Origin of the sequence: Loigolactobacillus iwatensis (assembly GCF_003950295.1) — a bacterium.
GTDB lineage: Bacteria > Bacillota > Bacilli > Lactobacillales > Lactobacillaceae > Loigolactobacillus > Loigolactobacillus iwatensis.
The window spans coordinates 1-11,612 of record NZ_RHNP01000058.1 but is presented as its reverse complement, the minus strand read 5'-3'; the positions used below and the strand labels follow the sequence as shown (position 1 = coordinate 11,612).

Sequence of the window (11,612 nt, the reverse complement as noted above, 5' to 3'; positions counted from 1 at the left end):
GCTCGACGTTTAAGCCATCATCAAATTCTAATTCAAACGAAAAAGCACAGTTCAATCCCCTTGACTAATCGTAGGAACGAGGCTGGGACAAAAGTCCTAGCCTCGTTTTATTTCCGAACGCTACTCTAGAACGTGCACCAAAAGTCTGGGTTTACGTGCCTAACTACAGCTAATCCAATAACTATAGTACGGTTATTGGATTAGCTTACGTTACGCAGTGAACCCAAAACCGACTTTTGTCCCACTCCGTCGTTTTGTTATTTTTTTATACCTGAATGTTTTACACTGAGGAACCAGGCCGGAATTAAGGCCAGCAAGGTAATGGCAATCGACCACATGAAGGCCGTATTGTAAGAAGTTGTTAGGTGCGCGATTGTTGGCAGTTTACCGGTTAAGCTGTGAGCCATTACGGTAGCGAGAATGGCGGTTCCAAAGGCACTACCGATGTTTTGGAACATGCGCGTGGCAGTGGTTGCTTCAGGAATTTGTGCGGGACTGAGGCCGGTGTAGGAATCCGCCATAATTGGAATCGTAAAGGCGCCAACTGCAGCACCGCGGATGAATAGGCTGGTCAGTAAGAACCACTTGTTTGTCGTGCTACCGGCAAAAGCAAAGGGGAGTGTGCTTAAGGTTGCGATCAGAATCCCAACTACCACCACCCAGCGGGCACCAATTCGATCAGTAAGTTTGCCGACTTGCGTTCGGGTTAGCAACATGCCTAATCCTTGGGGAATTAAATAAATACCGGCCCAAACAACGCCTAAGCCGCGGATGTTTTGAAAATAAAGCGGAAGTAGGAACATGGCGCCGTTTAGCGTGATTCCAGACATAAGTAACAGGATTGACGCCGCTGAAAAACTTCGTGTTTTAAATAAATTTAAATTAACTAGTGCTCGTTTTGGTAAAACAAAGGCGTAAATAACGTAACCAATCAAGCAAGCTAGGCCAATTCCTAGCGGCCATAGAACGGAACTCTGATTCCATTTGGCAGTATTACTAAATTTGGTAATGCCCAAAATAAAACCGGTAAATAGTCCGGTAAAAAGAATGATACTTGGAAAATCAAGTCGCTTACCCGGCTGGGTTGGGTTAAACTTAGGTAACCAAATGATTAGGGCGGTCATTGAGATTAGCACAATTGGGATATTAATGTAAAAAATCCAGTGCCAGTTTAATTGATCAATAATGAAACCACCGATTGTAGGGCCTAGAATTGGCATTAAAACGGCCGGCAGACCAACGATTGACATTAATTTGCCTAAATCTTTACCATTGGCAGCGCGAACGATTAAGGTTGTCAGGAGTGGGACGATAATGCCGGCAGCGGCGCCCTGAATAATTCGACCGATGATGAGGCCAGTGATATTCGTCGAAATACCAGAGACGACCGAACCAAGGAAGAAACCGGCTGAGGCCCAGAGGTACAACTGTTTACCGCTAATCCAATCAATAGCCCAGCCGGCGATGGGAACGGTAATACCCATTGCCAGTACATAAACGGTGACCACCCACTGCACGTTATTGACTGAGGTGTTAAGACTTTTTGTGATTGCATTAACGGCGATATTGGCCATGGTGGAATCCAGCATGGGGGCGATGGCGCCGACGACTAGAATCGCGCAAGTAGCAATGATCGATTTATTTTTTGGTGCTGTTGTTTGTGATTGCATGAGAGAACCTTCTTTAAGGATAATTTTGGTGTAAGGCAAGTCTAATCGCACTGTCCCAAGGATTGGTTAGATGATTTTGCCCTTAAGCATTAGAAAATATATTTTATAAGATACGCGCGTATCTACAATTGAGAATGATATAATAGATTCAAATGAAAAGCAAGTAAAGTTGGTGAAAAAATGGCGGAAATTAAACGGCCTACTCGTAGACGGGGAAAAGAATTGGAAAATGAACTGTTAAAGGCAACCTGGACTGAATTTAAGGCGAAGGGTTATGATCAATTGACTATGGAAGGCGTGGCGGCCCGCGCGCACACTACCAAAACGGTGTTGTACCGGCGTTGGCCCAAAAAATCATTGTTGTTAGTTGCGGCCTTTAAAAAGTTTGCCCCGCGGATTGAGCCACCAAATACGGATACTGGTTCACTGCGGGAAGATCTATTTAATTTATTAGGTGCGCCGTTAAAGAGTTTTGCGGTCCTTGGTGAAGCGACCGTTCGTGGTTTAGTTGCCGATCAAATTGGTGGGCAGATTGGAGATATATTTGGCTTGGTTACGTCCAATACCGGAACTAGAAAATACGTGGTTGCGATATTAAAGCAGGCGGATCATCGCGGTGAAATTAAACTGGCCAATCTAAGTGAGCGGGCCATTAATTTACCGGCCATGTTATTGCTGGATGAAATCCTGGCAACAGGCTTTCTCACTCAAGCAGGCTTGTACGCCATGATTGATGAGATTTTAATGCCGGTGTTGTTGGCTAGTAAGCAGGAAAAGACTAATTAGAGCTTTTTTAAAAGGATAGCTGCCTTAATCTTTTCTAGCACAGATTAGGATTATAATCTTTTGTATTGCACAGAAATGGTCGTGCCAGAATTTACTTTGGCGCGATCATTTTTATGCATTTTATTTTAATTTAGGCCTGCTGTGGTTGCTGCCAATGTTCAAATAATCTGAATTAGGATTAATCATTCGCAGACGCCGCCTAACAATGTAGCGCAAGGGAACGTTATTATTTGGGTTGATTAGATTGAATGGAACTAATTACTGGTTTAAAAATCCGACTTGGATAAAAATTTGAGTTACCGGATTCTTTTTAGCAAGTAAAGTTGTCATTTGCTGAAAAATAATGTTTGTGCGTGGGCCCGTTGGATCGTCAAAATAGATCTAAAATGTTGAACTTTTTAATAATTAAAGGCTAAAAGCATTTGCTATGGAGTGCAGACCAGGGTTTATACTATGGTCAATCAAGAATGAATCTGTTGCTTGACTGCAGTATTTTTAATAAATAAAAGAATTTATTGCAGTAGTGACGTGATTTATTTCAGAAAAGTTCAGATAACATACCATCTGCAGGAATCGAATTGGTGCGGTAGTAATGTAATTTATTTCAAGGAGGTCCAAATATGCAAAGCAATAATAAAAAGTTAATTGTTTATTTTTCTCTTTCCGGCACGACAAAGAAGGCGGCCGAAAAAATAGAAACGGCCACGGGTGCGGATATTGTGCAATTAGAACCAAAGAAGGCCTATCCGGCTGGTTATGAGAATTACACTGAAGTTGCAAAACGGCAATTAGACAATGATCTTCATCCGGCAATTAGTACGGAAATAAAGAATTGGGCGCAATACGGGACGGTTTTTGTTGGTTTTCCAACTTGGTGGCAACAACCACCGATGATTATTCATTCATTATTTGAGCAGTTTGATTTCACCGCTAAAACTGTTGTCCCGTTCACAACTAGTATGAGTACGCCGATTGATGATTCAATGGCTTATTTTAGGGACTTGGTCAGTTCAAGTAACGCAAAACTTGTGGCAGGATTTCGCTACAATAACGATGATCAGGCCTTGGCCAATTTTTTGCAGGCCAATGGATTGGTTTAATTCCGTAAACTTTAGGCTGACTTTAAAAAGCATCCGCGCTAGAGTGAGTGCAAGGCTCAAATTCAAGTTATTAAGGTATAAACCAAGTTTTTTTAAGATAAGGAGTTAGCGATGAATAGTAAAAAAGTAGCCGAAACACTCGGGGTTTCTGTTGATACGCTGCGTTATTACGAAAGGGTGGGTGTGATTCCGCCAGTAAAACGTGATAAAAATGGCTATCGAAATTATAAGGATAATGATTTAAACTGGATTTTTCTGGCCAAAAGTTTGCGTGGCGCCGGGATGTCAATTGAATCAATGATTGACTTTGCTTCGTTGGCGCAATCCAATGAAGATGTGGCGGCGGCGCAAAAAGAGGTATTGCACGAACAACTGGACCAATTAGATGAAAAATTTGCCGAATTAGAGAAAACACGGCAGATATTAAAATATAAAATTGATACTTACGATGATCACTTGGCCAAATTTAGGTCCGGCGAAATGAATTCCGATAATGTGGAACAAATGTGGAAAATGGCAAAATTTAAACCGACTAAAAAAAATTAAAATAAAGGCTTGCCATGGAGTGCAGTTCAGGGTTTAGACTTTGAGCTATTAACAAGTGCAACTAAATTGAAAAGGAGATCTTTAATGATGACAGTTCCAACTTTTAAATTAAACAATGGCGTTGAAATTCCGGCAGTTGGTTTTGGGGTATTTCAAATTGAAAATGGCGGTACGAAACAGGCCGTTTTAGATGCAATCGAGGCCGGTTACCGGTTGATTGATACCGCGCAAGCCTATGGTAATGAGGCCGAAGTCGGGGCGGCCATTAAAGAATCCCCAGTTAATCGAAAAGAATTATTTGTAACGACCAAGGTCTGGGTTAGTTCAACGGGCTATGATGCTACGAAAAAAGAATTCCAGGATGCGTTGGATCGTTTGCAACTAGATTATCTGGACCTATTCTTGATTCACCAGCCTTACGGAGACGTATATGGCTCATGGCGCGCAATGGAAGAATTGCAAAAAGAAGGAAAGGTTCGGGCAATCGGCATTTCTAATTTCAACGCTGATCGCTTTGTTGATTTGAACTTGCATAATGAGGTTACGCCACAAGTGAATCAAATTGAAATCAATCCGTGGAATCAACAGGCAGATGAGCTGGCCTGGCATAAAAAATTAGGTATTCAGGCCGAGGCGTGGGCACCATTTGCTGAAGGAAAGCACGGCCTGTTTACAAATGACGTCCTCAGCAAAATTGCCACCGCGCACAACAAGGGTGTTGGCCAAGTGGTATTACGTTGGCTCTATCAACGGGGAATTGTTAGTTTGGCCAAATCCGTTCATAAGGAACGAATGGCCGAAAATATCAACATTTTTGATTTTGAGTTGAGTGCTACCGAAATGCAACAAATCACCAGCTTGGATAAGAAGGAATCGGCGTTTTTTGACCACCGCGATCCTAAGATGGTTGAACAACTAGGCGGCGGACGTTAAATTTACGTGGTCGTCTCCGGTTAAAATATATTTGGCGAACCGCGTTGTTAAAGGGCACCGCTATTTAAAGGTTACGTTAATCGGTCAATACTTTTACTACGCGCTAACAGTAAAGTTTTTTGGATATAAATAGGACTGTGGCAAAATTGGTTTTTGTCGCAGTCCTATTTTTGTTGGAGTTGATCGAGTAAATAAAGATGAAATCAACTGAATTACTCGCTGGTGAAAATTAGTTACCGATAAAGAATGTACTCAAAAGAATAGTTGTTATCTGTTTTATTAGTCGTGCAGTCAGTTCTTCTGTTCCAGCACGGGTAAGACATTTTCACGAATCATTTTCAAGAAGTAGTCTGGATTAGCGAATAAGCATAAATGGCCGCTAGCGGGGATTAAGACCATTTTTTTGTTAGGTGCCTTAACTTGATCAAAGTAGTCCTTGGCACTGGCGGCTGGGGTTACAACGTCGCCGGCACCCTGAAAGATGAAGAAAGGGACGGTGGTTTCGGTTAAAAGACGCTCGTAGTTAAAGTGGTCTAATTCCATAGCTAGCTGCTGTTTTGTTGCCCGCATACCACGGAAAAAGGCCAGCACATCAGCCCAGGAATGGAATGGCGAGGTTAACAGTTGGGGGATTAATAAATCCCGCATGGCATTTGGTACGGCTGGGTTGGCCTTGGCCGCATAACGATTAAAGTGATTAATTTCCGTGTCGGTCCAATTATCAAGTCGTTGGGGCATTTTTTTCATTCGGTGGATCATTTTCTTATTGTGGTTGGTCTGGCCAAGGGTTTTAAGTTGGTCCACGGCGGCCTGACGGGAATTTTCAAAATCTTGGTCAGTTGCGATGTAGGCCGCGTAATATTGTGGTGATTGCTGCAACATTAAATTAGCGGTAAAACTGCCTTCTGCGCTACCAACTAAAATTAGTGGCGTTGTGGAAAACTTTTTGCGCAACCAACGTGTCAAGGCTAGGCCATCAGCAACGATTTCTTGTAAACTAGTCGGGGTAACCTTTTGTTTGCGGTAAGTTTTACCGGCGCCACGCTGATCCCATTCGACAATCGTGACTTCTTTTTCAAAATTTTGAGTTAAATTGCTGAACATTGAGTTAGTGGCGGCCGGCCCACCGTGAATGATGAGCAACAAGGGATTCGTGCGTTTAGCGCCGCGAATCGTGACCCACTGTTTTAGACCGTTTAATGAGATATAATCGTTGAAATAATAACCAGTTGGGCTGTGTTGGGCCAGTTGCTGTTGGTGCGCTTGCCGGATGTTGCGGCGGTTCGTAAACGTTACTTTCATTAATGGTTTCTCCTTGGTGAACGTTAGTTGAATAAATTAGGGTGTGCTACTTTTTTAATGAATGAAATGCTGTTTGTCAGCCGGATTCGCACCGAGCTCGTTTTTATTAAGGTGCAGATAGTCTTTTAAAACAGGATTCTGGTTGCTAGGGCTGTAAAAGGCGATGATTCGGTAAGCCTGTTGACCTGTTGGCGACGCAATTGGCTTGAAAATAATGTCCCGCGTATCTTGCAGGTTGGCCAACAGACTGGAATTAAGCAGGCCTTGGGGGTAAAAGGCGATCGCCTGATTCAGCGCAACCAATAATTGCATTTGCTCAAAGCTGCTGACCCGGCGGACGTGCTCGTAATTTTGAATGCTGGGGTTATTGAATAAAAAACTTTCCAGCAAGAAAGTTGATCCTTCAGGACTATAATACAGAATATCCTTACCTTGTAAATCCGCCTGTTCAACTACTTTTTTGCCAGCCAGTGCGTTTAGTGGACTGACACCCAGCACCATTTGGTTTTGGTAGAGATCAAATGAACTAAGCTTTGGCGTGTTCGCCAGGGGATCAATGCCGTAGTTAATGGAGAGCGCCAGGTCCAAATTTCCGTTAACAACACTTTCAGTTAAATGCTCGTTACTCAATTCTTGCAAAACGAATTGCGTGGCGGGCCTTTTTTCTTGCAGTTTTTTCAGGGAACGGTGCAATAAGGCGGCCTCAAAAATAGAAAAGTAGCCGATGCGTAAAAGGGCGTTGTTTTGCTGGACATTCTGTAATTGCTGAACGGCACTTTGGTAGCCTTGCAATAAATCCTGTACCGTGCCGACAAAGTACTGCCCAGCCACGGTTAACTTGATTCGGTTGGTGCGGCGATCGAACAATTGAATGCCAAGTTCATTTTCTAAACTGGTCATTTTTTTAGAAACGGCACGTTGCGAGCGTAACTCCACGTTGGCGGCCTTTTCAAAACTACCTAATTGCGAAACCAACAGAAAAGTTTTCAATTTATCAGTATCCGTAAGTATTCCTCCCCAAATAAAAGTTCGGCTGACGAACTAATTAAACCGTTTTCATAACGTGTGAATGCATGTAACCTGAGAGTAGTTGGAAAAGTAGTTAAGTTTCCATAAGGCAGACATTGCCAAGTTGGAACACGGCTGCAGCGGAAGCCGCTTTTTCAAGCACGTTGACGCAAAATTGATTAGAACTAGTCAAGGTAATTTTTCCACGTGTCTAATCATGTTCCAAAAGCAAATACTTTACCAATTGTAACCTGTTTCATTCAAAAAATCACCAGGAGGTCTCATGATGGACTTACAAAAGAAAATGTATGATGTTGTCGTTGTTGGAACTGGCGCGGCTGGTATGTCGGCTGCGATTGAAGCTGCACAAAAGGGTGCCTCGGTTTTGTTAGTTGAAAAGGGCCGTCATCCAGGTGGCAGCAGCAATTACACTGAGGGATTGTTTGCCGTGGACAGTTATTTGCAAAAAGCGGCCAACATCAGTGTTTCCGGCACGGCCGTTTTAAAAGAAGAAGTTGGTTATTCGAAATTTAGAGCTGATTCGCGAATTTGGCGGCAGTACATTGATTCCAGCGCGGCTACGGTTGCTTGGCTACACGATTTAGGCGTGGAATACGAAGGCGTTCAGGCGATGGGGGCCGGCGAAGCAACGTGGCACATCTACAAGGGCATGGGCGACCAAGTGATTAATCACGTCATGTTGCCTAAGGCCAAAGAATTGGGCGTTGAAGTGTTGACTTCCACGGCCGCAATTGGGTTAGAAAAAACTGCTAACGGTGCGATTTCCGGGGTTGAATTACGGGATGAAAGTAACGCGGAAACCCAGACCGTTGGAACTAAAGCGGTGATTCTAGGCACTGGCGGCTACCTTAACAATCCAGAAATGATGGCCAAATTAACCCACTATGACACTAAACGCTTGATTCCAGTTAGTTCTGGCAAAGGGACCGGTGACGGATTGCGGATGGCCTGGAAAATTGGGGCCCAGCAGTACGGTACCGGGATGGCAATGTTGTTTGGTGGCTATTTACGCGATCCCAGTCAACCATCATTTGCCTACATGGCTTCACAAATGAACGCCGCGGCCACTTGTCAGCCGCTATTATGGGTCAATGAAAACGGAGAACGTTTCGTTGATGAATCAGTTGTTTATAATTTTTCTTACGCCGGTAACGCCCTTTATACCCAAAACAAAGTATTTAGTATTTTGGATCAGAGTGTGATTGACCGCATGATAACGAAGGGAAACTTCATGGGCTTAGGCGTTTACGTCAAACGTGGTCAGTTGATGGATAAGTTGCAGGACGAACTCGACCAAGCAGTGGCGGCAGCGAAGCCCTTTATTTTCAAGGCCGATTCAATCACGGAATTGGCCAAAAAGATGAATGTTCCCGTCAGTCAATTAGAAAAAACGGTAACTGATTATAACCAGGCTGCGGCTAATGGTGAGGATCAGTTATTCGGTAAGGAGCCTGAATATTTACAACCACTTAAAGAAGGTCCTTTTTACGGCTTTGCCCTAGATAACGGCGCCTTTTGTACCATGGGCGGTTTGAAAGTAACACCTAACAACGAAGTTTTAGACGAACAGGGCCAGTTAATCAATGGTTTGTACGCTGTGGGCAATGACGCCACAGGGTTGGCCGGCGATACTTACGGACCAAATATGCCAGGGACTTGCGTTGGCTACGCTTTTTATTCCGGCCGCAATAGTGGTGCTCACGCAGTTGCTTATTTGCAGAAATAAGTGGCCTAACCAGGTTGCTAAAATACCGTTAAGTTAGTTTTTAAATTATCACCATGAACTACTCAGAAGGTCATTTAATCTGAGTAGTTTTTATTTGGCGTGAATTTGGTGCTTAGGGAAATTCGTTTAAGTCAGTAATGGGCTTTCTTTACGGCAAATCTGCTATTTATAATGCGAATAGAGTTTGCTATGATACTTCTAGAAGCTAATCGCGACATTTGGAGGAATTACTATGAAAAAAATTAAAATTGGGTTAATGGTCGGGGGATTATTACTTTTAGCAGGTTGTGGTGCACAGGAAAAACAGGCAACCGCTGGTAGTACCAAAGCGGCGCGTTCCACCGTTAAAATGGCTCAGTCGTCGTCCAGTCAGTCAACGACACAACAGGCAACAACTGCGCCAACGTCTGAGTCAACATCAGCGGCCGCTACATCCTCACAGCAAACGGATGAAAATTCGGCGGCATTTCCTTATGAAGTCGAAGCCAAGGATTTAGGGACAACGGCTACTTACAACCTTAAGGGAGTCAATCAACCCCGGGAAGTGGTTTTTAATCAATTAGGCACAGCTGCAGCAACAGCAACCTTTTACTGGCCAGATAATCAAACCGGCGAATTAAAGCAGCCCGGCGATCAGCGCCAAATTACGTTGAAAAATGTGCCAATGACCTTGATTCGCGTTTTTTCTGCCAATAAGGTGGGCAATTCTGAGATTCGGACAGTTAAAGTTAACACCGAAATTGTTGTGGCGGACAAACCAGCGTCGACACCGGAAGCCGGCCTTAACGGCAACATGTACCTCTTTAGAAACAGCCAGGGCAGTATTTCACTTGCAACACCTGAGTACGCTGGCAATGTGTCCGAAGATGACGCCGATGTGATGGAAGAAGTTTTGCAGTAGGTGGATTGTCCTTTCGGTTTTGTAACGTTAACTAAAAACAGATAGTTAGAGGCACAAGAAATGGAAAAAGATGACTTTTCAAATTTACCACGAGTGCAGCAAGAAGATGTAATCATGCCTGAGGTTATTAAGATTTTACGTAAATTAGGTGGCCATGCTACCACTAATGAAGTAAAGCAAGCGTTGTTGGAACAAGACAATGCCATTCCAGAAACAGTTATTAATCAAATCAAAATCGGAAAAAAGGGTCAGCAGTACAAGCCATTTAATTTTCCGTTTAATTTTAGTGTTACAAATTTAGAAATTGCCGGAATTTTGATGCGACCACAACGAGGAGAGATTGAACTGACTAAATCTGGTCGGCAATTAAATCTAGATTCATTGAATATTCAAATGGATATTCGCGCTAAGTCTGATCCTGAGTGGAAACGGCGCCACAAACAAAATCTAATTAAACGGCAAAAAAGTAAAAAAAATCCGCCTGTTGTTAATGATTCGGTAGAAGATACTATCGTTGAGGATACAATTGATGCTTCTGAACAATGGCGAAGTGATCTATTGGCGGCCCTTATGCAAATTTCACCGGCCAAATTTGAACTTTTTTCTCGATTATTAGTGAAGTCAATGGGGGTTAAATTAGATGAAACGATTGGCATAAAACTAAGTGGTGACGGTGGATTGGACGGCTATGGTTATCTAACAACTGATGATTTTCGAACGGCCAGAGTTGCCGTGCAGGCCAAACGCTGGGAAGGCATGGTGCCATCGCCAGAAATTGATAAATTTAGAGGCGCGATGGATAAACATAACGCCGAATATGGTATTTTTGTTACCACGGCCGATTTTTCACGGGCCGCGATCTCTGCCGCCCGGGCGGGAACGCGAGTGATTACATTGATTAATGGTGAGCGATTAATTGATTTAGTTGCTAAATATCAGTTACACGTCACGCCAGTTGTAACTTATGAGTTGGATGACTTTTTTAAAGAAAAAGACTAATTTTCACGGCCAGGTATCTGCAACACACTAATTAAAAACATAAAAAGAGCGTTGCGCCAAAATTAACTTTTGGCGTAGCGCTCTTAGTTGAATGACTAGAATATTCGCTAATAGTGATCCTTAGCGGAGTAAATGTAAATTGTTTCGTTGGCCATTTGGTAAATTAAGCGGTGCTCATCACTTATTCGCCGCGACCATTTACCGGCCAGTTCGTATTTCAATGGTTCAGGTTTCCCCAATCCTTCGTAGGGTGTTCTTTCAATATCCTTAATCAAGCGATTTATTTTTTTAATGATGGCCTTATCATTTTTACTGTGCCAGTACATGTAATCATTCCAAGCGCCATCTGACCAGGCTTTAACCATTATTTTCATCCGTAATTAGGTCATGGGTTTTAAAAGTACCTTTAGCGAATTGCTGATCGCCTTGTTTAATTTTATCCATCAGATAATTATTTGATAAAACGCGCATCGTTTCTTGCATTGCATCGTAATCGCGTTTACCCATGACAACAATATTTTCTTCCGAATTTTTACTAGTTACCTAAAGGTTGAAAGTATCAAAATGGACCGTAACCATTGATGCCAAACGGTTATGGCACATTATATTACTAATTTCCA

At 43.0% G+C, this 11,612-nt stretch carries 11 protein-coding genes and 1 pseudogene; 7 read left to right on the top strand and 5 right to left on the bottom strand.

Annotation, left to right across the window (positions count from 1 at the left end):
- Positions 1 to 257: 257 nt before the first annotated feature.
- Entirely contained in the window at positions 258 to 1,670 is a 1,413-nt protein-coding gene (locus EKM98_RS11430) for an MDR family MFS transporter (RefSeq protein WP_125982694.1), read from the bottom strand.
- 180 nt (positions 1,671 to 1,850) lie between these two features.
- Between EKM98_RS11430 and EKM98_RS11425 the strand changes: the two genes are divergently transcribed.
- The 4 genes from EKM98_RS11425 (at position 1,851) to EKM98_RS11410 (ending at position 5,035) form a co-directional block, all read left to right on the top strand.
- Complete coding sequence (locus tag EKM98_RS11425; RefSeq protein ID WP_125982693.1) at positions 1,851 to 2,456, top strand: TetR/AcrR family transcriptional regulator; 606 nt, start codon at positions 1,851 to 1,853, stop codon at positions 2,454 to 2,456.
- A gap of 620 nt (positions 2,457 to 3,076) precedes the next feature.
- A complete protein-coding gene (locus tag EKM98_RS11420; RefSeq protein WP_125982692.1) occupies positions 3,077 to 3,556 on the top strand; it encodes a flavodoxin in 480 nt (159 codons plus the stop codon).
- A gap of 111 nt (positions 3,557 to 3,667) precedes the next feature.
- A complete protein-coding gene (locus EKM98_RS11415) occupies positions 3,668 to 4,102 on the top strand; it encodes a MerR family transcriptional regulator (protein ID WP_125982691.1) in 435 nt (144 codons plus the stop codon).
- An 87-nt stretch (positions 4,103 to 4,189) separates the two neighbouring features.
- Entirely contained in the window at positions 4,190 to 5,035 is an 846-nt protein-coding gene (locus EKM98_RS11410; protein ID WP_125982696.1) for an aldo/keto reductase, read from the top strand.
- Between the two features lie 291 nt (positions 5,036 to 5,326).
- Here EKM98_RS11410 and EKM98_RS11405 read toward each other — a convergent pair whose 3' ends face one another.
- Entirely contained in the window at positions 5,327 to 6,337 is a 1,011-nt protein-coding gene (locus tag EKM98_RS11405) for an alpha/beta fold hydrolase (RefSeq protein ID WP_125982690.1), read from the bottom strand.
- A 54-nt stretch (positions 6,338 to 6,391) separates the two neighbouring features.
- Positions 6,392 to 7,327, bottom strand: a complete 936-nt coding sequence (locus tag EKM98_RS11400) for a LysR family transcriptional regulator (protein WP_125982689.1) — start codon at positions 7,325 to 7,327, stop codon at positions 6,392 to 6,394.
- 301 nt (positions 7,328 to 7,628) lie between these two features.
- On the opposite strand from EKM98_RS11400, the gene EKM98_RS11395 reads away from it, so the two are divergent.
- The 3 genes from EKM98_RS11395 to EKM98_RS11385 all read left to right on the top strand — a co-directional run bounded on the left by EKM98_RS11395 (position 7,629) and on the right by EKM98_RS11385 (position 10,992).
- Positions 7,629 to 9,092 (top strand): FAD-dependent oxidoreductase, encoded by a 1,464-nt coding sequence (locus EKM98_RS11395; RefSeq protein WP_404802950.1) that lies wholly within the window; start codon positions 7,629 to 7,631, stop codon positions 9,090 to 9,092.
- A gap of 232 nt (positions 9,093 to 9,324) precedes the next feature.
- Positions 9,325 to 9,993 (top strand): hypothetical protein, encoded by a 669-nt coding sequence (locus tag EKM98_RS11390; RefSeq protein WP_125982688.1) that lies wholly within the window; start codon positions 9,325 to 9,327, stop codon positions 9,991 to 9,993.
- Positions 9,994 to 10,053: 60 nt separating this feature from the next.
- On the top strand, positions 10,054 to 10,992 hold the full coding sequence (locus tag EKM98_RS11385) for a restriction endonuclease (RefSeq protein ID WP_125982687.1): 939 nt from the start codon (positions 10,054 to 10,056) through the stop codon (positions 10,990 to 10,992).
- 107 nt (positions 10,993 to 11,099) lie between these two features.
- On the opposite strand, the gene EKM98_RS11380 is transcribed toward EKM98_RS11385, so the two are convergent.
- Positions 11,100 to 11,357 (bottom strand): Txe/YoeB family addiction module toxin, encoded by a 258-nt coding sequence (locus tag EKM98_RS11380; RefSeq protein WP_125982686.1) that lies wholly within the window; start codon positions 11,355 to 11,357, stop codon positions 11,100 to 11,102.
- Positions 11,350 to 11,520: pseudogene (locus EKM98_RS11375) on the bottom strand (type II toxin-antitoxin system Phd/YefM family antitoxin); the annotation flags it as partial. The pseudogene EKM98_RS11375 and the gene EKM98_RS11380, both read right to left, overlap by 8 nt.
- Positions 11,521 to 11,612: the final 92 nt, after the last annotated feature.

What these genes read in the sequence shown, in the direction of transcription:
- EKM98_RS11380 (WP_125982686.1), bottom strand. Translation starts at nt 11,357, where the DNA reads ATGGTTAAAGCCTGGTCAGATGGCGCTTGGAATGATTACATGTACTGG.
- EKM98_RS11430 (WP_125982694.1), bottom strand. Translation starts at nt 1,670, where the DNA reads ATGCAATCACAAACAACAGCACCAAAAAATAAATCGATCATTGCTACT.
- EKM98_RS11405 (WP_125982690.1), bottom strand. Translation starts at nt 6,337, where the DNA reads ATGAAAGTAACGTTTACGAACCGCCGCAACATCCGGCAAGCGCACCAA.
- EKM98_RS11425 (WP_125982693.1), top strand. Translation starts at nt 1,851, where the DNA reads ATGGCGGAAATTAAACGGCCTACTCGTAGACGGGGAAAAGAATTGGAA.
- EKM98_RS11390 (WP_125982688.1), top strand. Translation starts at nt 9,325, where the DNA reads ATGAAAAAAATTAAAATTGGGTTAATGGTCGGGGGATTATTACTTTTA.
- EKM98_RS11420 (WP_125982692.1), top strand. Translation starts at nt 3,077, where the DNA reads ATGCAAAGCAATAATAAAAAGTTAATTGTTTATTTTTCTCTTTCCGGC.
- EKM98_RS11415 (WP_125982691.1), top strand. Translation starts at nt 3,668, where the DNA reads ATGAATAGTAAAAAAGTAGCCGAAACACTCGGGGTTTCTGTTGATACG.
- EKM98_RS11395 (WP_404802950.1), top strand. Translation starts at nt 7,629, where the DNA reads ATGATGGACTTACAAAAGAAAATGTATGATGTTGTCGTTGTTGGAACT.
- EKM98_RS11410 (WP_125982696.1), top strand. Translation starts at nt 4,190, where the DNA reads ATGACAGTTCCAACTTTTAAATTAAACAATGGCGTTGAAATTCCGGCA.
- EKM98_RS11385 (WP_125982687.1), top strand. Translation starts at nt 10,054, where the DNA reads ATGGAAAAAGATGACTTTTCAAATTTACCACGAGTGCAGCAAGAAGAT.